Consider the following 25349-nt stretch of genomic DNA (forward strand, 5'->3'; position numbering starts at 1 on the left):
AACAAAAAAGCGGATCATCCGCTTTTTCATATCCTTAGTGCACCGGTGTTGCTCGCTTGCTTATTCCGTACGCAGCGCCTTGACCGGATCCTGCTTCGCCGCGAAGCGTGCCGGGAATAAACCGGCGATCAAAGTCAGAGCCATGCTGATGCAGATCAAGATGATCGCAGCCTCTATCGGCAGGGAAGCAATGTTTTCAATGCTCAGTGCATCTGCGACCACCGCATTGATCACCATAGACAACAATACGGTCACTAATACGCCAAAAGCACCGGCACAGAATCCAACGATCAGCGTTTCCGCATTGAATACTCTTGAAATATCGCGCTTCGACGCCCCGATGCTGCGCAGTACGCCGATTTCCTTCGTACGCTCCAGCACCGAAATATAAGTGATGATGCCGATCATGATCGAAGAAACGATGAGCGAGATCGCGACAAACGCCACTAAGATATAACTGATCGAATTGATGATATCGGTGACTGACGACATCATCGTCTTGACGATATCCGTATATTGAATGACCAGATTTTCTTTGCCCTGCGCCAACACCTCGTCATTATAGTCACTGATCATCTGCGCGATCTGCTCCTTTGCTTCAAAATCCTTTGGATAGATCGAGATCTGGAACGGTTCTTCCACATCCGCAACGCCCAGTTTCTCTAAATTGCTTTCATAGGTCGCATCGATTTCTTCTTTATACTGTGCCATCAGCTGCGCCAGCTCTGCTTCACTGAGCGATGCCAGATACAGTTTCTCTTCTGCGCTCAATGCGCTCATTTCCAGCTTGCTGCTTTCGCCATCGCTGAATTTCATACCGGTAAACACGTTGATTTCCGGATCGCTTTGCTGGGCCTTCACGATCTCACTTTCATTCACCCGTTCGATCAAATGGGTCATCAGATCACCGCGATAACCAATACATTGACTCGGCGTGATCGAAGCCATATCCGTCGCCTTGACAACGCCGACCACCGTAATGTTTTCTCCTGCCGCTACGATTTCCTTTAAGCGATCTTCATCCTCGCTTTGATCGATCCAGCGATTCCCTTGCTTTTCATAGTAATCCGTATTCACGACCAATTTGAAGCGAAGCGCCAGCAATTCCTCATAAGCGAAGCTTTCTTCCTCCTCATGATTGCCGATTTCTTCTCCGTTGAGCAGCTTTTTCATGACGCCTTTGACTTCATCGCTGTCCTTTAAGCCGATCGAATAAAGGGCATAATCGCTGATCTCACCGTTTTGATCGGCAATGACGACCACTTCATTATATGCCTGCGGCATCCGCCCCGCCAATACTTCATACTCCGCATCCAGCACCTTTTCATTATTTAATAGCTGCACCCATGCGTCCGTTCCCATCATCATATTGGTATTTGCCAAGCCATCTACCGCCATATTAAATCCGATTTCATCCATGATCTGACTTGGATTGACCTGCACGACGTCCTCGCTTGTATCCGCAAGGTAGACATGTAGCGGTGTGCTGTATGTATATACGACATCATTGGCATATTGCGACAGCTCCTTTTGATGTTTTTCCAAATAAGTCTTAAATGATTTGAGATCATTGCTGTTCATTTCCGAAACCATGCTGTCCAAGATCTCATTCATGATAAAGCTGGTATAGATCTTACCATCCTGATGCTTTACTTCTTTGTTTGCCTGCGTCATCATGGTGCTCATCATCGCACCCATATCCATCGCAGTCGATTCAATTTGAATCGGGTAGCTGGAAAGTGTTTCTTCTTCCACGCTGGTAATGTAATTCTGGGTCCCATTGGAAATCGCCAAGATCAGCGCGATCCCGATGATGCCGATGCTGCCCGCAAAAGAAACCATAAAGGTACGCGCCTTTTTGGTCATTAAATTATTCAGACTGAGCGATAACGCCGTTCGAAACGACAAAGACGGCTTTTTCCCTTTGCGTGTGATCTTTTCCACCATTTTGCCATCTGTTTGATAGGGATCGCTGTCATGCACGATTTGTCCATCTGATAAAGAGATGATACGCGTCGAATACTGATTGGCAAGATCCGGATTATGTGTAACCATGATCACCAGACGATCCTTTGCCACTTCCTTTAGAATTTCCATGATCTGCACGCTGGTCTTAGAATCTAATGCGCCGGTCGGCTCATCGGCAAGCAGGATATCCGGATTGTTCACCAACGCTCTGGCAATCGCCACTCTCTGCATTTGCCCGCCGGACATCTGATTCGGTCTTTTATGCAGCTGATCCTCTAGGCCGACCTGCTTCAAGGCATCTGCCGCACGCTTTCTTCTCTCTTCCTTTGAAACCCCGGATAAAGTCAATGCCAGTTCCACGTTGGATAAGACGCTTTGATGCGGGATCAGATTATAGCTTTGAAAGACAAAACCGATCGTATGATTGCGATACGTATCCCAATCACTGTCCTTGAAATGCTTGGTCGAAGTATGATTGACCAGCAGATCGCCGCTGGTGTAATGATCCAAGCCGCCGATGATATTCAGCAGCGTCGTTTTCCCACAGCCGCTCGGCCCTAAAATTGATACAAATTCACTTTCTCGAAACTGAATATCGATGCCGTTCAGCGCATGCACACAGTTTTCTCCGCTTAAATAATCCTTCTTGATCTGCTTTAATTCTAACATATGAAGTTCCTTTCCCGCACCGTTTTAACAAAGTGCGCCCTCTGTTTCCTTTCCTTTCTTTCTATTTGACACGATGGCGGTCAGCATCGCGCAGATCCCCTGTTCCATCACGCCCAGTTCCATGCTCGGCAAATGATCGCTTTGACTTGGCAGATAAGGTACATGTACGAATCCGTTTCGATAATGCAGATGGTGTTTTCGCTTCAAATAAGCACAGCCATACATGACATGGTTGCAGACATAAGTGCCGGCAGTATTGGAAACGATGGCAGGCACACCTGCTTCCCGACAGAGATGCACCATTGCTTTGATCGGCAGATCGCTGAAATAGGCAGGTTCGCCATCTGCCATGATCATTTCATCGATTGGCTGAATGCCCGCATTATCCGCAATCGGATAATCATCTAGGTTGATCGCCACCCGCTCCACGCTCAGCGCGTCTCTTCCTCCTGCCTGTCCTAAACATAAAACGACGTCATAGGAAACTGCCAACACCTGCTTCTCGATCAGCGTTAATGCCTGCGCGCCGGCTACCGGCAGCAGCAATGTATCGATCTGCGCATTTTGTATCGTCTTCGGCATCCGCTCCAATAATAATTGTGAAGGGTTGATCACATCCTTCCCAAACGCCTCAAAACCGGTTATCAGTAAACGCATCTTGATCCCTCATTTCCATGAGAGAAGTATATCACTAACCTGCCTTGATTACAAATACCGCATCAATGATTCTCCATAATTCGCTGTTTCACGACACTTGATCGATGAAGCGATCATTTTTAATAAATTGGCACTTGAATCCATTGCATTTATGGATTATGATTATTCCGTAAATGAGAAGTATTATTTTTACCTCATCTCTCGTTATTTGCGAGCAATATAGCGACAGATTAAAATATTGTATTTACAACTGCTTTCCGCCTTTGTTAAGCGTCTGCTTTGCCCATGGCGGGATGTAAAAGAAAGGATTTGATTTATGAAAAGGCGAGAAACAGGCATGTTCCCGATTATTTTAATGTTCATTGCGGTGATCGCAGTGTTTTTTCTGTTTATTTCCCCGTTTCTGGGCGGCGGCTATTCCTTGCACAGCGATGCGCAGATCAAAAAGGATCAAAAGACGCTGCAGGCTTATCAGGAAGCCAATTCCGCAGAAGACGTCAGCAATAAGATTGCCACTGCTTCTTATCAGATCGAATTACAGATCAGAAAAGAAAACGGCCTGCCAATCGATAATCAGTTTTTCTTTCGGCGCAGCGCCTTGATCGGTGATTCGATGTCGGAAGGGCTGGTGGCTTATGGCTTATTAGACAGCGCCAATGTTTTTGCGGCAATCGGCCGGCGCATCAAAACAAGCGATGCGGAAATCGACGCGGCGATCGCTTTTCATCCCGAACATGTGTTTATGCAGTTCGGCATGAATGACCTCATCTATTACCGCGGTGATCCTGCTCCTTTCATCGCTGACTACGAAGCGATGATCACGAAGATCCGCCAAGCGCTGCCAAACGCACACTTATATGTGATCGGGATCCACCCGCTGCAAGAGCACGGCATGAGCGCAACGCCATCCCTGCGCAATTATACCGCCTATAATCAAGCGATGAAGGAAATGTGTGAAAGAGATGATCTGACCTATGTCGATACGTCGATCCTCATCAGCGCATCATCTACATATGAATTTGACGGTCTTCACCCGCAGGAGCCTTTTTACAGCGACTGGCTCGATCTGATGGTGATGTGTTTACAAAAGAAAGAGGCTGAGAGCTGATATGAAATCAATACGCTATCTGATTTATCTCATCATTGCGGCAGTTTTGCTCATCATACCGTTTCTCAAAGATCAGACCAGCATCGACATGGACGATCTGGCAAAAGCGCTGCAGGAAAAACACAACAGTGAATATATAAGCGAAGGCGACAAGAGCGGCCTGCGCAAGTTTTATCACATCAATTTTGACGATGTAGAGCGCTTTATCCTCTATATCCCCGCTACCAGCATGCGCGTCAATGAAGTTGCGATCATTCAGGCAAAAGGAGAAGTGCAGGCAGAATCGATCTTTCAGGCAGTAAACAAGCGCAAAGAGGAACAGCTGCACGCATTTGAAGGCTATGGCATCGAACAATGTGAATTATTGAAGCAGGCGATCCTCATGCGCAAAGGCAACTATGTGATCTATGTCGTCGGCGAAGATGCCAAAGATCTGTATCAGATCATCGAAACGGAGGTGCACGGATGAGTTTCAACAGTATCTTTTTTCTTTTCAGTGCGCTGCCGCTATTTTATGCGCTATATCTTTTGACGCCGCCAAAGGGCAAACGCTACATGCTGCTGGTGATTTCCTTTGCGGCTTATTTCTGGGTAGAACCGCTGTTTTCCATCCTGCTGCTGATGCTTGCCTGCTATCTGTATCTGCTTAATCTGCGGATGCAGCGGGTACGACAGTACAAAAAACTTGCGATTTGCATGGAATTGATCGGCATCGTATTGTTTTTGCTTCTTTATTTCAAATACTATGGTTTTCTGTTATCCGGTATTTCCGCACTTGCTTCATTTGATTTTACTTTGCGGCTGCTCATTGCACCGGCGGGAATCAGCTTCATCAGTTTTTCGCTTATTTCCTATGCGATCGATCTTTATCAAGGCAAACTGCAAAAGCAGCCAAAGCTCGGCGATTTCCTGCTTTATGTCTTTTATTTCCCTAAGATCATCATGGGACCGATCATGCGCTATCCGGATTTTGAGGCACAGTTAAAGCCGCTGCGCATCTCGATCGCTGCGACCCATGAAGGGCTTTGCCGTTTTGTCATCGGTCTTGCCAAAAAGGTGATCCTCGCCAATACGTTTGCATTCTTATTTGAACAGATCAGCGCCAATGCCGCATTATCTATGGTCAGCGCATGGATCGGTGCATTCGCCTTTACTTTTCAGATTTATTTTGATTTCAGCGGATACAGTGATATGGCAATCGGTTTGAGCCTGCTGCTTGGTATTCGCATGCCGGAAAATTTCCATTATCCTTATATGGCAAACAGCATCAAAGACTTTTGGAAACGCTGGCATATCACCCTCAGTACGTGGTTCAAAGATTATGTCTACATTCCCCTTGGCGGCAGCCGCCGCAAGCTTCCCAGAGTGATCTTAAACACCTTTATCGTGTGGTCGCTGACCGGCTTATGGCATGGCGCCAGCTGGAATTTTGTATTATGGGGCATTTACTATTTTGTCCTGCTGATGTTAGAACGCTATGTGCTTGGCGGCTTCTTGCGGAAATGTCCGCAGGCGCTGCGGATCTTGCTTACCTTTTTACTTGTCGCGATCGGCTGGATGCTGTTTGCATTCCCGGATCTTGCGCAAATGAGCGATTATCTTAAAGCGATGTTTGGGGCAAACGGTTTGATAGATGAACAGTCTTTCTGGTATTTCAAAAATCATCTGTTCTATTTCCTCTGTGCCGTCATTGCCTCTACCCCGCTCTTTCACCAGATCTATCTTCGCACCAAAGCAGCACTGCGCCTGCCCCTGCATGATCTGATGATCCTCGGATTGTTCATCCTCAGCATCTGTTATCTGGTTACTTCGACATTCCAGCCGTTTCTCTATACACAGTTTTAGAAAGCTAACTATATAAAAATCAAGTAAATTGTATGAAAAAGTCTGAAAATAAAAATTTATTGAAGTTAGTTAGCTGAAGTTGTCTCGATCTTTGAAATAGTGAATAAAAAGGCATGACAAAAAGAACTTAGTAGAGGATCTAAGAATTTAGTAATGACTTATTTTAAAAGAGTTGAATCAAACGGTTGATTCGTTATTACCAGATGATAGATGATCCGAAGTAACTTTCGTACACAGTGTCCCTGAGCGCAACGATGGCCTTTCCCTTGCGACAACTTGAGATGATAGTATTCGTTAAATACAGGATTGTAGCGAATAACAGGTAAGATCACCTGATAAAGTGTTTTGCGAAGATATCGTGATCCCTTCTTGGTAATGGCTGTATGTTGGGCTTCATATTGACTTGATTGATGCTTATATGGGGAAACACCGGCAAATTTGATGATTTGAGACGCCTTAGAATAGTTGCGTAAATCTCCTAATTCAGCTAAAATAGAAGTACCGGAGAAATGTGAGATTCCCGGTATGGTGAGGATAGGAGAGTTAAGTTGCGTGCTGAACTCTTCTATTTTTATATCCACATCGTTGATTTGTTCTTTGATCAATTCGATCAAATCGATCAGATGACGTATTTCGATCACTTCAGCCTTTGAAGGAAACCCGATCGAATGCTTAGCAGCTTCTTTTAATTTTTCCGGTGTCAGTGAAATAGTGCGGCCGTTCCTATTGGTTTCGAAGCATTTGCGAATATTGCGGATATCGGCATGAGCAATAGCATTCGCACAGCCAAACGCTTTTAAGACCTTCATATATACAGTTCCATACTTGGATTTAAACAGGGAGTTATATTCAGGAAAAACGATATCAATACATTTCTGAAGCTTATTGGCATATACGTTTAATTGTTCCTTGAGATCGTGATGTTCACGGGTCAGACGTTTCTGCTCATAAAATTCAAAATTATTGATTTTAGAAATCCTGTAACCCTTTTTACGAGGACTGGAAGCCAGGACATCACAGATGGTCATGGTATCCAGGTTGTCGTCTTTGGTAGGATTTAGTTGCATCTTTCGGGTAAGATCGGTCGTTATGGGATTGATGAGTGCAACGGTATAACCGGAATCGAGTAAAAACTTCAAAAGGTTGAAATGATAATGGCCTGTATCTTCCATACCGATCAGCAATTTGTCTTTGGGATAAAGCTTGATGTTGCCCATCAGAAAATCAAAGCCTTGTTTATTGTTTTTAAAAGAAACAGGACTGACGAGGATTTCGCCATTGGAAGAATCCATGATGCAAAACATGTGAGAGAGCTTACCGACATCGATTCCAACAAGAAACATAAAAACACATCCTTTCTGAAATAAGAGTATGTGAAGTGAAGAAACCACAGCACTTAGACCATAAAACCTGGAACGAGATACGAATTCAAAGACTCATCTAACTCATCATTATTTTGGAATAAGGAGTGGTAAGAACCTTTCTAAAGTAGTCAGAGCCACAAGGAGCAATACAAATCCACATTCACATATTTCAATCATACAGACAATGAACCCCGTAATCAACCACGGGTATAAAGGTTGATAGAAAGGAAAAGGTATGTTGTAATGACTTTTAGATGAGTCATTTCCAATATACCAGGAGCGCTTATGAAGGAAAAATATTATCAGTTGGCCTTTGTGATCATCATGATGGTCCTCATTACTGCCCTGTCGCTTTATGCCTGGCAAAAGCCGCAGCAGACGTTCTCCGAAACCGAAAAACGCAATCTGACGACCAAGCAGGCGCTGGAGGGCACTTCATTGCTGGATGGCACTTATCAGGAAAACTATGAAACGATGAAAAACGACCAGTTCCCGATGCGTGAGCAATTCGTCAGCATGCACGCGATCTTCGATCAGCTGATGGGCAATCGCAAAAGCAAAGATGTCTATCTTGGCAAAGATGCGCTGGTACAGGACTATACGCCGATGTCCGCTGCACAGATGAATAAGATGACAGAGGCGATCACCGCTTTTCAAAGCGCTCATCCCGATGTTGCCATGCAGATGATGATCGCTCCTACCGCCATTGGTCTAAGCGACAATGCTTTGCCTTTCGGCGCCCCGCGCTCGAAACAGGAAAACGACATAAAAACCTTTTATCAAAAGGTATCGCCTATGAATTGCATCGATCTGATCGAGCCTTTTGAAAAAAGCGAAGATCTATTATATTATCGCAGTGATCATCACTGGACCAGCAGCGGCGCCAAGCTGGCATTTGATACTTATGCAAAGGCTCTTTCATTAGATACCGGCGCCAACAGCTATGAACAGCTTTATGTGAAAAACGATTTCTACGGCACCTTGGCAAGCAAGACCGGAATTTACCGCTACCCGGATGAAATCAGCGTCTATCTCAATCAAAACAGCGATGATGTCTACCGCGTTACCTACAGTGATATCGAAGCAAGCGAATATACGCTCTTCGACAGTACAAAACTAGCTTCGGACAATCCTTATGATTTTTTCCTAAAAGGCAATCATCCCCTTGTTCAGATCGAAACCGCTTCTACCAGAAGAAATCATCTGCTTGTCATCAAGGACAGTTACGCCAATGCCCTGATTCCGTTTTTAACTCCCTATTACAGTACGATCACGATCATCGATCCACGCTATTACTTTGACAGCGTCAATGCCTTGATGCAGGAAAAACAGATCACCGATGTCTTATTCCTCTATAATATGACGACGCTCTCTCAAGACACCTCGCTGATCGACGCACTGGCATCTTAACGGATCAAAAAACAACAAAAGCAAGAAAAAAGCACATACCTAAGCAAATGCGCTCTGTTATGTGCTTTTTTTGATTTCTAATGAATTAGCCTGCGCAGCCGGTGCCATCCTCACATCCGCTGCATCCGCCGCAAGACTGTGCCGCCATCTGTTGTTCATACACCAATGTGTCGATTACAAGACATTCCACTTCTACTAAGACATCTTTTGGCAGCTTTGCGACCTCAACACAGCTTCTTGCCGGATAAGGCTGCGTAAAATAAGAACCATATACTTCATTGAATGCGTTAAAATCATTCAAATCCTTCATAAATACCGTTGTTTTCACAACATGGCGATGCGCTAAGCCCATTTCCGCAAGCACTGCACCGATATTTTTCATGACCTGATGCGTCTGCTCCTCAATCGTTGTTCCCACTACTTCTCCTGTCTTCGGATCTAACGGGATCTGTCCTGACAGATACACAAAGTCGCCCAGTTTTACAGCCGGTGAATACGGCCCGATTGCCTTCGGTGCATGTTCCGAATGAATTGCATTGATAAACATCTTCTAAATCCTCCTTTGTATCGCATGATGCTTTTTATAGAACAGGTGTGATTTCATCATTCCCATTCAGGATAATACGGCTCTCGGTTTTTCAAGAGCTTCCATTTACGGCGGCGGTATTTTCTCGATAGCCACCATGTCAATACCCCGACGGGAACAGCAGCTAATGCAAGCAGCGACAAGGCATCATTTACATTTTCGATCATACGCTCACCTCGTGTGTATTCTATCATATTTTACCCATGCTTTCAATTCTCAAACACTTTCCCTTCCTTCTCTCTATTTCCGTCATAGAATCGTTTCTGCCATACAATAGAAAACAAACTTTTGTTCAAGAAGATCACTATTTCAAAAACAGCAGCGCAGTCCTTTTTGACTGCCGCCACTACAAAAACGCTTCTTTTCTATCATCCATATTCCCATTGATCATATATAAAAAAGGAAGGTGTTCCTTCCCATCTACTTTCGCTCATTCCAGTTTCCGCTATATACCTCATGGACACAACTGCTCAAACAGATCGAATCATCATTCAGATATAATAGATTATAACCGCCTTTGCTGGTACCGATCGCCATATGAGAAAGCAGCTGATTGCGGACACCGTGGTAGAAAGCCGCGATCATGCCGGTCCCGCAGCTCAGTGTTTCCCCTACGCCGAGCTCATATGTCGTCATTTCAAAATGCGTGTCATCCCGGTATTTCACCACATCGACATTGTCATCCTCACTTTGCGTATATGCTGATACAATGAGATGATTGACACCGCTGTTATAGCGATTTTCCTCCAGCACTTTTGGAATCGGTGCGTACAGCGTCGCAATATGATCGTTTAACGCCACTGTGTAGGTCTGTCCTAAAATAGTAATCTCGATCTTTGACAGATGGCGTTTCGTACAGATGTGATGTGCGACACAGCGGATCCCGTTTCCACACATATTGGCAACACTGCCATCCGCATTATAATGAAGATAGCGGACCTGTTCCTCTTCCGCTACGCACAAGATCCCATCGGCACCGATCCCCTTATGGCGATCACACAGCATCGTGATCTGTGATGGATGCATCTTATGCGATGATTCCAATAAAATAAAGTCATTGCCATTGACATGGTATTTCCAAAATTTCACAGTCCACCTCCTGTATAACTATATGTACGCGTATCAGAATAATGTCAGGAGGTAAAATGAAATGAAAAAATCAAAGACAAACAAAAAAGAACGCTTTGTGGCAGTACGACGCAATTCAGACGGTACCTTAAAGGAATTTAAGTCAAATTCCGGTAAAGTATATGATTATGAAATGGCGTTAGAAGCTGTAGAAGCGGGCAAGATCGAAAATGCCATTCCTTTTACCGGAAGAGACGGCGCTCGTCATATCCGCGGCATGAATGATGGAGATGAAAGTACCAATCTGACAAACTTAAAGGAATTCTAAAAATTTCCATAAAAAAAGTATAGGCGCCTGTCTTGGCAGCAGCCTGTACTTTTTATTTTTAGGAGATGATCTCTACTTCGACCTGCAGCGCACTTGGATAATCGATCAAAACAATGTGATAAATCACACTGACCGCAATCAACAGACAAACAAAGCTGCCGATCATGAGCACGACGCCCATCATCTGCAACAGATGGATCGATGTCTGCAGCGTTACCATTTGCAATGCCTGCGCCGCAAATGCACCGAAGCCGATGAGCATGACACCCATGATGCCCAATATCCATAACAGACCTTTCCGACACCCTTTCAAGGGAGATGGGAATAATCCGATGATGAGCAAGGCCGCCAGAACGATCTCATAGAAGGTCGTTGAAAAAACAAGAATACTGAGAATCTTCCAAAAGGAGAGCGAGCCAAGTGATAGAAACTGCATGACCACCCTTGCCAGATACGCGTAGGACAGCACCTGATTAGACAATAAAGCAAATAATTCTTCTTGCCCCTTTATGGAAAACAAAGCAAATCCCAACAGGATCTGTATAACGAGCAGCCAAATCATGCAGCCAAATAAAAGCAAATAGAAGAAACAGCTGCGTTTTTCCGCTGTATCCACAAAACGATCTACTCGATACATTCTAAAAAGTCCTCACCCTTGATCGTTTCATGTGCACAAAGGCCCGGATACCCTAACTGCCGCAGCACTTCATACACGATGATCGCCGCACAGTTGGATAAATTCAAAGAGCGGGCATTCGGCACCATCGGCAGGCGCATGCAGTGATCCAAATGTTCTTTTAAGATATGCTTGTCCACACCGGTGCTCTCTTTGCCCAGGATCAGATAAATATCTCCCTCACAGGCACGAAAATCAAAATCCGAAGGCGCCTTTTTGCCGTAACGGGTCATAAAATAATAATTCTTGCTGGGATTTTCCGCAACAAACGCGTCCCAGTTGGGATAAATGGTATAATGCAGATCCTTGATATAGTCCATACCTGCTCTTCGCACATATTTTTCCTCCAAGGAAAAGCCCAGCGGTTCGATCAAATGCAGGTTTGCGCCGGCGGCCATGCAGGTGCGCATGATATTGCCGGTATTCTGTGGAATTTCCGGTTCATATAAAACAACGTGCAGCATCTTGTTATCCCTCTTTTCGTAAATGCTCGATAAACTGCGCCAGCGCTCTGGCTCGATGGCTGACCGCATTTTTCTGTTCTTCGCTCACGTTGGCAAGGGTCGTTTGAAAGGGCGGATAATAGAAGATCGGATCATAGCCGAAACCTTTTTCACCGATGATCTGATGAGCGACTTCCCCTTCAACGATACCTTCAAATACCGCTTCTTCTCCCTTTTCATTCACATAAGCGATCGCACAGATAAACTGACAGCCGCGATCATCGCTTTGATCTGCCTGTTCGATGATATAGCGGTTCTTCTCTTCATAAGGCGTATCTCTTCCCATAAAACGCGCTGAATACACCCCGGGCGCTCCACCCATACAGTTTACCGCCAAACCGGAATCATCGGCAATACAGGCGATATGCTTTGCCTCATAAACGCCTCTTGCTTTTAATAAGGCATTTTCCGCAAAGGTCGTACCGGTTTCTTCCACCTCCAGATCTTCTTCCAGATCAAGCAGGCTCAGCACCCGATAGCCAAACGGTTCCAGCATCGCCCGAAATTCTTCCACTTTATGTGCGTTCTTTGTTGCGATCATCAATTCTTTCATATACATGCTCCCATCTTTTCATGCTATTTATTTTAGCAGATTTTCCTGCTTATGAAAAGGCAAACTCCACTGTGTAGGGAAAGTGCAGCAGCATTTGCAGATTGCTTTTTCTTGTGTTATTCTATATAACTGTAAAAGAGGTGTGAAAAGATGAAAGCCTGTCTATTTGATCTAGACAATACATTGATCGATTCTATGCATGTATGGGAGGAAGCAGTGATCCGTTTATTTGATCAGTTATCCCTGACCATGGATCTAGAGGAAGCAAGAACATTATTCGGGAAGATGAAATTTTCCGAGGTGCTGCATGAGATCAAGACCCGTTTTGCATTATCGCAAAGTGAATCGCAGTTAAAGGATCTGGTCATCGCCGATGTGAAGGACCAGTATCTGCATCACATTCAGCCAAAGGAAGGCGCCGTCGCTTTTGTAAAAGCAGCCAAGGCAAGCGGATATCGACTTTGTGTCGTAACCTCTAATGATGAGGAATTGACCCATCATGTCCTGAAACGCATCGGGATCTTAGATGATTTTGCCTTTGTCTTATCGGCGGAAAGCGCAAACTTAAGCAAACAGGATCCCCTGATCTGGGAAACCGCGATCAAACGCCTGCATGTCGAGGCAAAAGACTGCGTCGTTTTTGAAGATTCTTTGCATGTGATGGAAAGCGCCAAGGCACTCGGGTGCTATGTGATTTCCCTGGCCGAACCATGCAAAGAAGAAATCAGACGTTGTGCCGATGAATGTCATCGTGATTTTACCACGATCAAGCTGCCTGCTCTTACCAATGCACATGTGGAAAAAGGCTGATACTTTCCTGCTTTGCAAAAAGCAAAAAAAGCGTGTCCTGATGAAAGAACGCGCTTTTTTATTGCATTAAAGCCATTACATAAATTTGACAGGGATTCCACTCATCCCAAAGCGTCGGGAACACCTCAAATTCTTTGAAGCCAAGGCTTATGTAAAATTTATTTGTATTGTCATATTCCTTATATCGTCCCATTTGAACAGTTTTTACCTGAATAAAAGAAAACCCGTCTTTGGCTGCTTTTTCTTTTGCCAGCACAAATAACTTTCGTCCTATCCCATGATGATGAAATTCTTTCAGCACGCCCATAACCGCCAATTCTACTGTATCTTTCCCGGTTTCCTTCAAGCAAAGGAAGCCGATTGGCGTTTCTTCCTCCATAGCAGCAAAAAACGGTTGCTCGGCACTGTCTTTTATATATTTTTCCCTTGCTTCCGGGAGTGCGAACCACTCAGGTAAAGCCTCTAATATTTTGCGGGATATGATTTGTTTTTCATTAGGATCTTCAATTTGTATGACCATTTTTCATCCTCCTCAAATTTGTACGAAGCAGCAAAAACAGTCGCCCTCACATCGTTTAATGCCATTACGGCGCAAAGCAGTGATAATCATAGTTATTTTGCGTGCCGCATCTGTAAAACAGGCCGTATGCGCAAGGGTTTCATAGACATGCGCCCTTGACATAACGCAAAGCGAATACTATTTTTATAAATGCGATCAAGTAATGACTGCCTGATCAAGCAAACAGGCTTTCATCTGGGAAAGCCTGCTTTTCTTCATTTACCCTTTTACAGAAAAAGGGTTTCCAGCTCTTTGAAAGAATCGATTTTTGAAAGAAAACGTGATGCTTCGCCAAACCCATACGCCGCATAAATAAAATCCAGTCCCGCAAGCTCACATGCCTGCAAATCTTTTTGCGTATCACCGATATAAACGCACTGCTTTGGTGTAAAACCATTGCGTTTCATGATCAGCTTCAGATTTTCGCCTTTTTCCAATCTGGTCTTGCCATAAGTTTCAAAATCTTTGAAATACGGGCTTAGCCCATGTGCCGCAAACATCGCTTCCACATAGCCATCCTGTGCATTGGTTACGATCATCAGCGTATATCGTCCAGATAAACGAGACAATCCTTCCACCACATCCGGATAAAGCGTGCCGCCATGCTGAGATAGATATTCATTTTCATGATCCATACACTTTAATACCAGTTCCATGCGCTCCTCTTGATCTAACTGCGGGAAAAAGGCATCGGCAATTTCATCAATGGTCATGCCTTGTACGGCTTCGATCTGTTCTTGGGTCAAATACTGCTTCCATCCCTTTTCCTGTTCCAGTTTTTCATTATAAGCTGCACATACGCCTTTTGTGGCATCCCACAGCGTACCGTCCATATCAAATATCAGGCATTGTTTCTGTTCCATATGATTCCTTCCTTTCCAAATGCTTCATAAGTAAAAAAAGAGCTGTTCCTCTGCCGTTTTTTATGAAAAATAGAAAATCATGACGATTGCTACAACAAAAGCAAGCAGGATACTGCCTTTCATTTCACGATCGGATTGCTCTTGCCAAGCATAATAAGCATTCAATGCAAAATAGATGATCATAAGACCGCCGGCAACCAATAACTCGGCTTGTATCGGGCCAAAACGCATCAGGATCATCAGTGCAAGCACCATGATCAATATGGCGAAGATAAAACGTGTCCGCTCTTTCGTATTCATAACGATCCTCCCTTAAACAGTTTTATTATAGCATGGGCAAAAAGAAAATTCTACTCTTGGCAGGATGGTGTTGGAGCGGCGCTGATTTCATGTTAAAATGGGAACGGTGAGAATATGAAATGGAATGAGATCACAAGTATTGAACAAGCGCTGCACTTAAAGCAAACCCAGCCGGAAGCATTTGCGCAGATGTTAAAGGAAGCGGATCTGAGCTTTGATTATTTGGCGGGAAGCAGTCTGTATCTGTTTCAAAAGCGCGGAATGTTTCGCAATAATACAGATACGGCTATGCTGGGACAGTTTATGGAAATTCGTAAAGGAGAAACGGTACTAGACATCGGCACGAATAACGGCGCCCTTTTGTTATATGCGTCTTTGCAGGGAGCAGGCAGCTGTATCGGGGTGGAAATACAGGAAGAAGCGTGTGAGCTGGCAGCGTTCAATCTGCAGCTGCATCAGATCGATGCGCGTATTCTTGCCGGCGATATTAAAGACGTAAGCGGCATCAAGGCCGATGTGATCGTTTCCAATCCACCATATTTCCCTGCTCCCGATGCACGGGTAAAACCGACGAGCCGTCAGATTGCCAGACATGAATTCTATTTAGATCTGGAAACACTGATTCAGTGCATCAGCGAGCTGATTGCGGAAAACGGACGCTGCTATATCGTGCATCGTGCGGATCGCATCTGTGATCTGGTCGCTTTATTGCAGCAGCACAGCATGGAGATCAAACGGATGCAGTTTGTATATGACGAAGCCAAGGCCGATGCCCGCAGCGTCATCATCGAAGCCAAGCGGCATGCCAAAAGCGGATGCAGAGTCGTTAAACCGATCATTTTAACAAGATAAAAAACATGCGTTTCACTCGTTTTTCAAAAGCAGGAAGCAATCGAAAGACGAATGAAACGCATTTTCATTTATTTACCTATGAGCGTAGTGCGCATACCAAACGAAACTAACGCTTTAATAAGCCGGAGACGCGTTTATAGGAAAGCGCTACGATGAGCGAACTGAGCGTCGCCTTCACAAAGTTGAATGGGGCGGTCATCAGCAGCACAAACATGAATAAGCTGTCAATATTTCCATTCAGCGCCGTACCTGCCGCAATCAGATCATCCATCGGCAGCGGCAGCATCGCGCTGTACATCGGTAAGATGAAAAAATAATTGATCAAGGTACCGGCAATCGTCATGCACAGTGTACCGATTCCAAGCGCCAGCCAAGCATGCTGCTTATCTTTATGACGCTGATAGTAAATCGCAGCCGGAATGACATAGGCGCATCCGACCAAGAAATTCGACAGTTCGCCGACCCCGGCTGTTACAGTGGAATTAACGAGCAGATTCAGCAGGATCTTAATTGCTTCGATCATGACCGCCGCAAGTGGGCCAAGCGCAAAACCGCCGATCATGACGATCACTTCATCGAACCCTAGTTTATAAAATGATACAAAGAAGGGAATCGGAACCTCGAACATCATCACTAGGAACGCAAATGCTCCTAACACTGCCACCTTGGCAATCATTTGGGCGCTTAAGAAAGGCGCCTTTTTTGTTGAAACGAACTCTGACATCTTTTCTCCTCCTCATCGTCAGTTCCTTTTTTCAAAAAGAAAAAAGGTCTTTCAACAAAACCTTTTGGGACACAAAAAAACTACTTCTTTCATCCAGACTATACTGTCGGTTTTGGAATTTCACCAAATCCTGCGCGTTTACGCTCGCGGACTTTACCGCCGATCGGGAATTGCACCCTGCCCTGAAGTTTTGTCGCTGTCATTATATGGCAAAAGAAGCAATCTGTCAATCAAAATGCGTATTTAGGTATCTTCACCGCTAATAAGAAGATCAGTTTTTCGCAAGTACTGCAAGAAGCCTTCATTTCAAAACTTCGCTCCTGATGGCATTTCTCCTGCACGCGCACAGGTGCTTTATCATTGCGGCTCATCCATTCGCAAGTTTATGACAGTTTTTCTACTTTCCTTATCATCTTTTATTTTCCCTTAAAGTAAAACTTTCCGTTTGCTTATCAATATCCATTATAAATGATAACAAAATCAGTCATAATAATGGAATTTTTTCATAGCATAAACGAACAAAAAAACCGCCTATTTAAGCGGTATTGCTCAAAATGGGGCGACCGATGGGAATCGAACCCACGAATGACGGAGCCACAATCCGTTGTGTTAACCACTTCACCACGGTCGCCATTTATCAAATGCTTTGTAATTATAGCGTATTCCCCTTTGTTTGTAAATACTTTTATTGAGTTTTTTTCATTTTATTGCTATAATCGTTAGTAGCGAAAAATAAGGGAGTGATAGCATGAAAAAAATCGCATTGCTGTGCGATTCCGCGGCCGATATTTCAAAAGAAGCCGCAAAAGCGCTCGATATACATGTCATACGAATGCCGCTGATGGTAGAAGACAAAACCTACATAGAGGAAGTCGATATTTCTCAAGAGGATATCATCCGCATGCTGAAAGAAGGCAAAACGATCAAAACAACACAGCCGCCAATCGGAGAGGTTACTGCGTTATGGGAGCAGCTGCTCACACAGTACGATGAAATATTTTATCTGCCGTTATCAAGAGAATTAAGCGGCACTTGTGAAAATGCGATCGCCGCAAGCAAGGAATACGATGGAAAAGTTACCGTTGTGAACAGTACCTTTGCCTGCTATCCGATCATCTTGATGCTGGAACAGGCAAGAAAACTGTTTCAACAGGGCTATTCCTGTAAACAAGTAAAAGAGATGTTTGAGAAGCAAGGTGAATTATATGCCATCTTGATTCCCGAAAATCTGACGACCTTAAAAAACGGAGGGCGTATCTCTCCGGCTGCGGCCGCATTAGCCGGTTTATTGAAAATTCATCCACTGCTGACGATCGAAGAAGGCAGAATCGATGTCTATGATAAGGTTCGCACCTTAAACAAAGCCTACAAAGAAGGACTTGCGGCGGTCATGAAAGGCATAGAAAATGCAGAGGATTATGACTGGATGATCATTGATGCGGACAATCGCAGCGCCAGTGATGCTTTGAAAGGCATGATGGAAGAAGCATTGGGGGTTCCCGTACAGCAGACAACCTTTCGCTCTATCATCATGTCCCATACCGGCGTGGGAACGATCGCATTCGGACGAATCCGCAAAGTCGTTCCACAGGAAGCACCCCAAGAAGCAGCATAAGCATGACAAGGAAGGCAATGCGCCTTCCTTTTTTAATCGACCAGCATCGTATAAGAAGCAACTTCCCCCATCGTTTCATAGTCGATCAACGGCAAACGCAAAGGAAAAGATACTTTTACCTGATAGCGTTCTCCCACCTCCCTAATTTCCAGTTCTAAATTCGGATACTGTTCCTCCACTGCCGTGATCAGTTCCTCCACACTGCTGTCATAGCGATTCTGATGTTCGATCGCCGACACCGCATACTCCTTCAAATAGCGGGCGTGGTTGTATTGCATCAAGATGTCGATAAAATTGATTCCCAGCACCAGAAACGGCATGGAAAATACCATCAAAAACGCGAACTCAAATGACCCTTTCATCTCATCCTCCTGTTTCACTCGTCATCTGATTCCACTGCTGCTCCAGTGTTTCCTGCATGATCTCCTTAAATCCATCTGAAAATGCAATCATACCGGTCGCAATGATCGTTACCACCAGCACAAGACCATATTCCTCAAAAAATGCTTTCATCCCATCACCCCCTTTCCGAATAATTGAATGATCATTTCAAACATCACTGCCATAAATACGACCGTTACCCCAAACAGCGGCAGCATGCCCCACCACTGATAGATCGCCGTTTCTTCCTCGCTTCTTTTTTGTCGCTGCTTTCTAAGCCATCTGGTCGTCGTTTGTATCATGCCGTTCAATTGCCGATCACAGTCTGTTTCACCCACACATTGATAACGATAAAGCAGCTTCATCGCGCGTTCTACCTCCGCTAACTGGTAACGCGATAAAAACCGCAAATATGGTTCTAAAGAAATCGCATCCTTTTGCAGGGCGGCGATCAGTGCTTTCAGATCCTTTTTCATCAGCTCCGGCGAAGCAGCATAAGAAAGCTGCAATGCGGAAAGCACCGTATTGGTCTGCAATAAGATCTGAATCTGCCTAAGCCAAATCGGAAACTGAATGCGCAGCTGTGCCAATTCCTTACGATACTGCCTGCGTTTTTTCCAGTAATCCTTTTTCAGCAGGTAGAGAAACGACGCACCGATCACCAGAAGCATGCGGTTATCATGCCCGCAAAGCGGATACAGTATAAGACAATAACAAAACGGCAAGGCCCGATACAATCGCTTCGTCATCGTCTCTTCCCCGCTATAACGCCCTTCATCCTTTTCCTGCAAAAGCAAGGCAAGAAAAGCAACACATTCTTTATGGAAGTAAGTCAAAACCGCAAACACAGCGACAATTACGATTACTTCAGCCATATACACTCCTTTTCATCGATCCAAGTTTTTTTCAAAATACGATGCGCATTCCAAAGCGTCAGAAGCAGACAGATGAAAAAGAATACCATCGCATACTGATACCATTCACCGACTAGCTCTGTTTCCAACTGCCGCAGCATGTTTTTTGCCAGAAACGCAATGACAGCGGACATCACACATAAAATCAAAATCCGGTTTTTACTGCTCAACTGTTCTTGCTTATAGGCATACGTATCTTCGATCCAATCATCAATATCCTCTAAGATCAAATCCAGTCCCTGTTCTTTTAGATCACCGCCCTGTGCTTCCAATGTTTCCATGCACATGAACGTATGGTGAATGATAAAGTGTGGATGATCCTCATAAAGCAGCATACATGCATCTTGCAAAGAACAGCCCCGATCAAGCGCCGCCACACATTGCGCAATGCGTTTTTGAAAATCTATGGAAACATAAGCGCCGCACTCTCGCATCGCCTGATATACTTTCTGATATTGCCGAAATAAAGCGATCAAATGCTGTAAAAACAATGTCATATCACGAAAGCGCTGTTCTTCCATCCGCTGTGCCAAAATACAGAAAAGCATATCCGGAAGCAGAAAGACAGTGATCAGATAAAGCGGCATTTGATACACCAGACGCAGCGAAAACAGCTGAAAGAAACAAAAGACAACAGCCATGACCAATAAGATCAATGCAATGTGCTGGAAGATCTGATAGTGATAGCCCAAATAGGAAAACTGCTCTTTCAGCATCCGATACGCATGCTTGCTTAAAATATGATATTTCATACAAAAGCGCCACCGCGTATAGAAAAGCACTGTGAGCATCAGCGTGATCAAACCGCTCAAGAGCATGTTTTCTTTCTCCTTTCCTTCATCGGATACAGCTTTTTATACAGCGGCTTCGGCAGTTCTTCTAAAGACAGCTTTTGTCCATCATAGATCATCGTACTGCACAAATGCGCTTCATTGGTAAAAACCACCGCTTCTGCGATCTGCCGTCTGATACCGTTATCCGTTACGCTTGCCTGCAGATAAACACCGATATCTACCGCTTCATACATCATTTCCAATTTTGCTTCCAGCTGCGCATAGCCGTCCGGAAACATCTGTATCATACGCTTTGGGATCGAAGCTGCTTGAGAACAGTGAATCGTCGATAACAAATGCGCGCCGGTAGACACCGCCTCCAACAAATAAACCACTTCATGTGAGCGGATCTCACTTACCAAAAGCCAGTCCGGTTTTTGTCTTAAACTCGCTTTGATCGCATCGCTGTATGTAAAACGCTCATTCACTTTCAGCGCAACACAATCGCTTGCCGGATGAATGATGTGGTGCCGCAGCTCCAATGTATCTTCGATCGTAATGATGCGCTGATGCGATGGAATATAGGAAGCCAAAAACTTGATCAATTCCGTTTTCCCGACCCCCGGAAGCCCACCGACCATGATATTGCATCCCTTCTGTACCGCCAGCTTCAAAAAGTCAAGCAGTGCGGCAGGCGCATATTTTTCTTTGATCAGCATCGACCGCGAAAGTCGTTGCACAGCCGGCGTTTTGCGGATCGAAATACTGATGCCGCTTTTTGAAACGGAGGGGTGCAGGATCGAGATACGCATATCCTCTGTTTCCGCCTCTAAAAGCGGATTGGTAACATTAAAAGGGAGATTGAGACGATTGGCAACCTGAAAGCAAAACTGCTCGATCTCATCATCACAAAACGTATCATCACGATAGCGTCCTTTTTTCAGATGATCCAGCCACAGCATACGGCCATTATAATTCACATCTGTTATATCAGGATCATCTAAATAAGACTGAAATAAGTAAAACAGCTCTTTCATCGCAATACCTCCAGCACTTCACTGGATGTTTTCAGCACTGCTTCCGGCTGTCGGTAGGCACTGGTGTGGATCGCATAAATATCCACGCTGCCCATTTCCAGCGCTTTTTGCAATAGCGGGATCTGTTCATCCTGCACCGCCAGCACACAGACATACGGCACTCCATCATCATCCTTACCCAGTTCCTTTCCTTTGCGGTCCTTGATCGAAAGCACACGTACATTTTGAAGCAGCACATCGCTTTTCATTCCCGCACTTCGATCATCGATCGTTACATAAACATCCACATGCTGAAACGCAACGATGCTGTTGCCCGCTGATTTCAACAAATTACAAGACAGTGAAAAAGCGCTCTGTCCCTTTTTTAACGCCAATGCCGGCGCATCCTTGAGGGTATCTGACGCTTCGATCGCCCCTTTATAAAAGAAAGAGCCTTTGGGGATCAGCCCTTCGATCGCGGCCACCTTCCCAATGATCGCCTTTTTGCTTTGATACATATTATTGCGCACTGCCTGTTTAGGCACTTCTATATAAGCGACCATTTCCTCGGTGATCTTCATTCTGGGCAAGATCGCTTCTTTGGCAACCGGCATTTTTACCATTTCATTTGTTTTCGCAAGGGCGATCATAAAGACCAATACATTTACCAAAAGCAAACTGCCCGCTAAAAGCAGTTTTCTATGTTTCTGCCCCATCTTCCCGTACCTCCTCTATCATAGTTTCACGCACTTGGATCTGCATCCCTTTCCCATTCATCTCCACTTCGACACTCGCAAACAGCGGCTCATCCATAAAGCCGATCAGACGTATCTCATAATGATAGCCACGGAACAGATTGTTTTTGAAATAGGCTTCAAAATCCTGCATAAACGCTGCCGCGCTTAATCCATCCGTTTCACGATTTTGCTTCATCGCATAAGCCAAAGCATGCTTACAGTTGTCATAAGTCATCGACTCGACATGATCAAAAGCGATCACGCGGCAACAGACTACACAGAAAAGCGAGCCCAGCACAATGATCAAATACGTCATCACAACTGATTTCACGCTGTTTTTTCACCTCCTGCCCTCCTTATGCGCCGCTTTTTAGAAAAATCCTCAAGTTTTATAAGAGTTTTCCCAAAATCAACTGTTTTCATGATAAAATACAGATTGGGTGATCATCATGAAAAACTATTACAGCATTGATATCGGCGGTACCTATACCAAGATTGCCTATCTTGATGAGGACGGTCAAATTTTACAATTGGAAAAAATCAAGACCGCTTCTCCTTCTGCCGATGCTTTCTATGATAAAGTAACTGCTTTTTTAACCCATAAAGCGTATGGGATCGGTATTTGCGCACCGGGAATCTTCCGCAATGACGGCATGATCTTAAGCGCCTCTTCGGGAAATGCGTCCCTGCTGTACCAGACGAATCCGATCTTAGAATTACAAAAGCGCACCGGGCTTGCGGCAAGCTTGCTCAACGATGCCAAAGCCTGCGGGCTATGCGAATTTTACCGCGGTGCTGCCAAAGGCAAAAAACGTGCGGCTGTTTATGTGATCGGCACCGGCATCGGCGGCTGCCTGATCGATGAAAACGGCATTCATACCGGTGCCAACGGCTTCAGCGGTGAGTTTTCCTATATGCCGATTTATCATCAGGGAGCGATCGCACAATTAGGCAATGAAGCCAGCATGACGGGACTGCTGCGCTATTACCAAAGCTTAGGGCATCCGGAAGTAGATGATACGCATATCATTACCCGGCGCTATTTTCAAAAAGAAGCGGACGCACAAAAAGCCATCGATCACTGGCTGGAGGCAATCACCATGCAGCTTATTACGATACACAGTGTCTATGATCCGCAGATCATCTGTATCGGCGGTGCAATCAGTGCACAGGCATGGGTCATTGAAGCACTGCGGGAACGCTATCGGCAAATGACTCGTTCTTTTATTTCGCCGACCTTGCCCGATCAAACGATCATTACTGCCTGTGCTTATCAAGGCGAAGCCAATTTGATCGGTGCTTTCCTGCATATGCGCAAAGAAAGTGAGGAAACAGCATGATCAAGCTAATCGTAAGCGATCTGGATGGAACGCTGTTAAATGAGAAGCATCGTATCTCCGATGTATCTTTGACCGCGATCCAGGCGGCCAGGGAAGCAGGCATTGATTTCATGATCGCGACCGGAAGACATCAGGAAAATGTCGCTTCTTTATTAAAAGACACATCCTTGACGCCGGCGATGATCTGTATCAACGGCGCACAGTGCTTTGACGCACAAGGTCATCTATTATGGGAAGTCCCGCTTACAAGAGCAAAAACCATGGAACTATTGCATATTGCCGAAGCGTTTGGGCTGCATACACAGATCATGTGTGATCGCGGCATCTATTCCTGTGATGAGCTGGAAATCCATCGCCGTGATTTCATCGGTCAAAAGAAGATGAATGATCATGACATTGCAATGTTAAATGATTACTACGCCTTATTTCAAAAAATCAATCAGCCGACTGACTTGCCAAACGATGTTTCTATTTATAAGGTTGAATTGAACGGTGCGGAAAGTGCAAAAGCAAAAGTGGCAAAACTGCTGGAAAAAGACGAAAGCCTTGCTGTTTCCTATGCACCCGGTAGCGGTATCGAAATCAATGATATCCACGCTTCAAAAGGAGAAGCACTGCGGCGGTTCTGTGATAGCATGCACTTATATCCACAGGAAGTGATGGTGATCGGCGACAGTGGCAACGATCTTTCCATGTTCGCTTATTTCCCTTATTCCTTCGCCATGGCAAATGCTCCGCAGGAAGTCAGAAGCAAAGCCTCGCTGATTGCCAATCGCAACAGTGATGACGGCGTTGCCAGAGCGATCTTCAAAACGATTGCCAGAAACCAGAACTACTGGACCTTTCAGAAATGATCGATGGTTCTGATCGGTGCTGATCATTAAAATGACAAAAAAATACGAATCTTGCAGAAGTTGGATCGTTCCTCCCCGCTTCCGGATTCGTATTTTATTTCTTTTCCCTATTTATGCTTTTCGTATGTTTTTTACTTTCGCTGTTGAAAAGAGTGCCTTCGATGCTTTGTTTACTTTCGATCCCATGTGCTTTTCTTTCGAACTTTTCATGTTGAATGAAACTAAAACAGCCTTGTTATAGTCATAAACGGTATTCACTTTTTATTTTGTTAAGGGTATTCCTTTTTGTTCCTGCATACAAAGAAAACGATATTGTAAAAGCGGCAAGACGATCGAAAAAAGAATTTCCGCTAATGTATTGATGCTTGCAAATGTAGCGATCAAAAGCAGACAGAATAGTAAAAGCAGATTATAACAAGACATCGCTATACGATAAAACCAATAATCGATCGATTGATAAACAAACAGGCAGTACCAATAGCACGCAATATAGATGCCGGTACCCAGCATCGCTGCCGCAGTATGTAAAAATGACAGCATCGGTACACGCCCTTCATCATATGGCAAAATGGTAGCAATGACCATCAAGAGACAGGCAAGCGCACAATAAAGAGCAATCCTTTTGGGAATGAGAGCGGAAAGGTGTGAAATCGTCAAAAAAGCGAACCAGAAATAGCATGCGGTGCACGTTCCCCATAATACAAGCAAACCACGATGATGCAGTGCATTGCCGATGAATGACAGATTTTCGCTCAGCAGCGGTGCTTGGATCGCGATGACAAAAGAAATCAAGATCACGATAATAAGCATATAAAACTGTAGTTTTTTCCATTTTGGATATTGTTTCAGTCTGATCGTATTCATAGGAAACAGTAT

31 protein-coding genes, 1 tRNA gene and 1 riboswitch are annotated in these 25349 nt (G+C 44.7%); of the genes, 10 read left to right on the forward strand and 22 right to left on the reverse strand.

Annotated features, from left to right (window positions below; genetic code table 11):
* Positions 1 to 60 precede the first annotated feature (60 nt).
* Positions 61 to 2637 (reverse strand): ABC transporter ATP-binding protein/permease, encoded by a 2577-nt coding sequence (locus tag C1712_RS04800; protein WP_102267298.1) that lies wholly within the window; start codon positions 2635 to 2637, stop codon positions 61 to 63.
* Between the two features lie 24 nt (positions 2638 to 2661).
* Positions 2662 to 3294: a pyroglutamyl-peptidase I gene (locus C1712_RS04805; RefSeq protein ID WP_102267300.1), complete on the reverse strand. Its 633-nt coding sequence runs from the start codon at positions 3292 to 3294 to the stop codon at positions 2662 to 2664.
* 337 nt (positions 3295 to 3631) lie between these two features.
* Here C1712_RS04805 and C1712_RS04810 point away from each other — a divergent pair, with 337 nt between their 5' ends.
* From C1712_RS04810 to C1712_RS04820, 3 genes are read left to right on the forward strand one after another with little or no spacing between them, the layout of a single operon-like run.
* Positions 3632 to 4402, forward strand: a complete 771-nt coding sequence (locus C1712_RS04810; RefSeq protein WP_219718838.1) for an SGNH/GDSL hydrolase family protein — start codon at positions 3632 to 3634, stop codon at positions 4400 to 4402.
* A 1-nt stretch (position 4403) separates the two neighbouring features.
* Positions 4404 to 4871: a DUF4358 domain-containing protein gene (locus tag C1712_RS04815; protein WP_102267305.1), complete on the forward strand. Its 468-nt coding sequence runs from the start codon at positions 4404 to 4406 to the stop codon at positions 4869 to 4871.
* Positions 4868 to 6247, forward strand: coding sequence for an MBOAT family O-acyltransferase (locus C1712_RS04820; protein ID WP_102267307.1), 1380 nt, complete (start codon positions 4868 to 4870; stop codon positions 6245 to 6247). Before C1712_RS04815 ends, C1712_RS04820 begins: the two co-directional genes overlap by 4 nt.
* A 158-nt stretch (positions 6248 to 6405) precedes the next feature.
* Here C1712_RS04820 and C1712_RS04825 read toward each other — a convergent pair whose 3' ends face one another.
* Positions 6406 to 7590 (reverse strand): IS110 family RNA-guided transposase, encoded by a 1185-nt coding sequence (locus tag C1712_RS04825; protein ID WP_102266835.1) that lies wholly within the window; start codon positions 7588 to 7590, stop codon positions 6406 to 6408.
* 306 nt (positions 7591 to 7896) lie between these two features.
* Here C1712_RS04825 and C1712_RS04830 point away from each other — a divergent pair, with 306 nt between their 5' ends.
* A complete protein-coding gene (locus tag C1712_RS04830; protein ID WP_102267309.1) occupies positions 7897 to 9021 on the forward strand; it encodes a DHHW family protein in 1125 nt (374 codons plus the stop codon).
* A gap of 85 nt (positions 9022 to 9106) precedes the next feature.
* Here the strand turns inward: C1712_RS04830 and C1712_RS04835 are convergent, their stop codons facing one another.
* The 3 genes from C1712_RS04835 to C1712_RS04840 all read right to left on the reverse strand — a co-directional run bounded on the left by C1712_RS04835 (position 9107) and on the right by C1712_RS04840 (position 10696).
* The gene (locus C1712_RS04835) at positions 9107 to 9568 is read right to left on the reverse strand and encodes a RidA family protein (RefSeq protein WP_102267311.1); all 462 of its coding nucleotides are present in this window, start codon (positions 9566 to 9568) and stop codon (positions 9107 to 9109) included.
* 56 nt (positions 9569 to 9624) lie between these two features.
* Entirely contained in the window at positions 9625 to 9774 is a 150-nt protein-coding gene (locus C1712_RS12635; RefSeq protein ID WP_178200174.1) for a hypothetical protein, read from the reverse strand.
* A 253-nt stretch (positions 9775 to 10027) separates the two neighbouring features.
* On the reverse strand, positions 10028 to 10696 hold the full coding sequence (locus tag C1712_RS04840; protein WP_102267313.1) for a diaminopimelate epimerase: 669 nt from the start codon (positions 10694 to 10696) through the stop codon (positions 10028 to 10030).
* 61 nt (positions 10697 to 10757) lie between these two features.
* On the opposite strand from C1712_RS04840, the gene C1712_RS04845 reads away from it, so the two are divergent.
* The gene (locus C1712_RS04845) at positions 10758 to 11003 is read left to right on the forward strand and encodes a DUF3892 domain-containing protein (protein WP_102267314.1); all 246 of its coding nucleotides are present in this window, start codon (positions 10758 to 10760) and stop codon (positions 11001 to 11003) included.
* 58 nt (positions 11004 to 11061) lie between these two features.
* On the opposite strand, the gene C1712_RS04850 is transcribed toward C1712_RS04845, so the two are convergent.
* From C1712_RS04850 to rdgB, 3 genes are read right to left on the reverse strand one after another with little or no spacing between them, the layout of a single operon-like run.
* Positions 11062 to 11640 carry a hypothetical protein gene (locus C1712_RS04850; RefSeq protein WP_102267316.1) on the reverse strand — a complete coding sequence of 193 codons (579 nt, stop codon included), beginning with the start codon at positions 11638 to 11640 and terminating at the stop codon, positions 11062 to 11064.
* Positions 11628 to 12143, reverse strand: a complete 516-nt coding sequence (locus C1712_RS04855; protein ID WP_102267317.1) for a tRNA (cytidine(34)-2'-O)-methyltransferase — start codon at positions 12141 to 12143, stop codon at positions 11628 to 11630. The genes C1712_RS04850 and C1712_RS04855 overlap by 13 nt, the downstream gene beginning before the upstream one ends.
* A 4-nt stretch (positions 12144 to 12147) precedes the next feature.
* On the reverse strand, positions 12148 to 12735 hold the full coding sequence (rdgB, locus tag C1712_RS04860) for an RdgB/HAM1 family non-canonical purine NTP pyrophosphatase (protein WP_102267319.1): 588 nt from the start codon (positions 12733 to 12735) through the stop codon (positions 12148 to 12150).
* Positions 12736 to 12885: 150 nt separating this feature from the next.
* Here rdgB and C1712_RS04865 point away from each other — a divergent pair, with 150 nt between their 5' ends.
* A complete protein-coding gene (locus C1712_RS04865) occupies positions 12886 to 13545 on the forward strand; it encodes an HAD family hydrolase (RefSeq protein WP_102267321.1) in 660 nt (219 codons plus the stop codon).
* A 58-nt stretch (positions 13546 to 13603) separates the two neighbouring features.
* Here C1712_RS04865 and C1712_RS04870 read toward each other — a convergent pair whose 3' ends face one another.
* The 3 genes from C1712_RS04870 to C1712_RS04880 form a co-directional block, all read right to left on the reverse strand.
* The gene (locus C1712_RS04870) at positions 13604 to 14065 is read right to left on the reverse strand and encodes a GNAT family N-acetyltransferase (RefSeq protein WP_102267323.1); all 462 of its coding nucleotides are present in this window, start codon (positions 14063 to 14065) and stop codon (positions 13604 to 13606) included.
* 266 nt (positions 14066 to 14331) lie between these two features.
* Positions 14332 to 14967 (reverse strand): HAD family hydrolase, encoded by a 636-nt coding sequence (locus tag C1712_RS04875; protein ID WP_102267325.1) that lies wholly within the window; start codon positions 14965 to 14967, stop codon positions 14332 to 14334.
* Positions 14968 to 15027: 60 nt separating this feature from the next.
* A complete protein-coding gene (locus tag C1712_RS04880; RefSeq protein WP_102267327.1) occupies positions 15028 to 15267 on the reverse strand; it encodes a hypothetical protein in 240 nt (79 codons plus the stop codon).
* 114 nt (positions 15268 to 15381) lie between these two features.
* Here C1712_RS04880 and C1712_RS04885 point away from each other — a divergent pair, with 114 nt between their 5' ends.
* Positions 15382 to 16119 (forward strand): tRNA1(Val) (adenine(37)-N6)-methyltransferase, encoded by a 738-nt coding sequence (locus C1712_RS04885; protein WP_245858065.1) that lies wholly within the window; start codon positions 15382 to 15384, stop codon positions 16117 to 16119.
* A 106-nt stretch (positions 16120 to 16225) separates the two neighbouring features.
* On the opposite strand, the gene C1712_RS04890 is transcribed toward C1712_RS04885, so the two are convergent.
* On the reverse strand, positions 16226 to 16843 hold the full coding sequence (locus C1712_RS04890) for an ECF transporter S component (RefSeq protein WP_102267329.1): 618 nt from the start codon (positions 16841 to 16843) through the stop codon (positions 16226 to 16228).
* 77 nt (positions 16844 to 16920) lie between these two features.
* Positions 16921 to 17037: riboswitch (FMN riboswitch) on the reverse strand.
* A 361-nt stretch (positions 17038 to 17398) separates the two neighbouring features.
* Positions 17399 to 17474, reverse strand: a tRNA-His gene (locus C1712_RS04895).
* Between the two features lie 117 nt (positions 17475 to 17591).
* Between C1712_RS04895 and C1712_RS04900 the strand changes: the two genes are divergently transcribed.
* A complete protein-coding gene (locus C1712_RS04900; protein WP_102267331.1) occupies positions 17592 to 18458 on the forward strand; it encodes a DegV family protein in 867 nt (288 codons plus the stop codon).
* Positions 18459 to 18490: 32 nt separating this feature from the next.
* Here the strand turns inward: C1712_RS04900 and C1712_RS04905 are convergent, their stop codons facing one another.
* The 7 genes from C1712_RS04905 to C1712_RS04930 are packed head-to-tail and all read right to left on the reverse strand — an operon-like array spanning position 18491 to position 22610.
* Complete coding sequence (locus tag C1712_RS04905) at positions 18491 to 18820, reverse strand: hypothetical protein (RefSeq protein ID WP_102267333.1); 330 nt, start codon at positions 18818 to 18820, stop codon at positions 18491 to 18493.
* Position 18821: 1 nt separating this feature from the next.
* The gene (locus C1712_RS12640; RefSeq protein WP_178200168.1) at positions 18822 to 18971 is read right to left on the reverse strand and encodes a hypothetical protein; all 150 of its coding nucleotides are present in this window, start codon (positions 18969 to 18971) and stop codon (positions 18822 to 18824) included.
* A complete protein-coding gene (locus tag C1712_RS04910; RefSeq protein ID WP_102267335.1) occupies positions 18968 to 19714 on the reverse strand; it encodes a hypothetical protein in 747 nt (248 codons plus the stop codon). Before C1712_RS04910 ends, C1712_RS12640 begins: the two co-directional genes overlap by 4 nt.
* Positions 19702 to 20505, reverse strand: a complete 804-nt coding sequence (locus tag C1712_RS04915; protein WP_180963079.1) for a type II secretion system F family protein — start codon at positions 20503 to 20505, stop codon at positions 19702 to 19704. Before C1712_RS04915 ends, C1712_RS04910 begins: the two co-directional genes overlap by 13 nt.
* Before the next feature lie 56 nt (positions 20506 to 20561).
* Positions 20562 to 21563, reverse strand: coding sequence for a CpaF/VirB11 family protein (locus tag C1712_RS04920; RefSeq protein WP_102267339.1), 1002 nt, complete (start codon positions 21561 to 21563; stop codon positions 20562 to 20564).
* Positions 21560 to 22258 carry a Flp pilus assembly protein CpaB gene (gene cpaB / locus C1712_RS04925; RefSeq protein ID WP_102267341.1) on the reverse strand — a complete coding sequence of 233 codons (699 nt, stop codon included), beginning with the start codon at positions 22256 to 22258 and terminating at the stop codon, positions 21560 to 21562. Before cpaB ends, C1712_RS04920 begins: the two co-directional genes overlap by 4 nt.
* Positions 22242 to 22610, reverse strand: coding sequence for a hypothetical protein (locus tag C1712_RS04930; protein ID WP_146003314.1), 369 nt, complete (start codon positions 22608 to 22610; stop codon positions 22242 to 22244). Before C1712_RS04930 ends, cpaB begins: the two co-directional genes overlap by 17 nt.
* Before the next feature lie 118 nt (positions 22611 to 22728).
* Here C1712_RS04930 and C1712_RS04935 point away from each other — a divergent pair, with 118 nt between their 5' ends.
* Positions 22729 to 23619, forward strand: coding sequence for an ROK family protein (locus tag C1712_RS04935; protein WP_102267345.1), 891 nt, complete (start codon positions 22729 to 22731; stop codon positions 23617 to 23619).
* The gene (locus tag C1712_RS04940; protein WP_102267347.1) at positions 23616 to 24473 is read left to right on the forward strand and encodes an HAD family hydrolase; all 858 of its coding nucleotides are present in this window, start codon (positions 23616 to 23618) and stop codon (positions 24471 to 24473) included. Before C1712_RS04935 ends, C1712_RS04940 begins: the two co-directional genes overlap by 4 nt.
* Before the next feature lie 261 nt (positions 24474 to 24734).
* Here the strand turns inward: C1712_RS04940 and C1712_RS04945 are convergent, their stop codons facing one another.
* On the reverse strand, positions 24735 to 25337 hold the full coding sequence (locus C1712_RS04945; RefSeq protein WP_102267349.1) for a hypothetical protein: 603 nt from the start codon (positions 25335 to 25337) through the stop codon (positions 24735 to 24737).
* Between the last annotated feature and the right edge of the window lie 12 nt (positions 25338 to 25349).

The sequence above is a fragment of the Massilicoli timonensis genome, from assembly GCF_900199515.1.
GTDB classification, from domain to species: domain Bacteria; phylum Bacillota_I; class Bacilli_A; order Erysipelotrichales; family Erysipelotrichaceae; genus Massilicoli; species Massilicoli timonensis.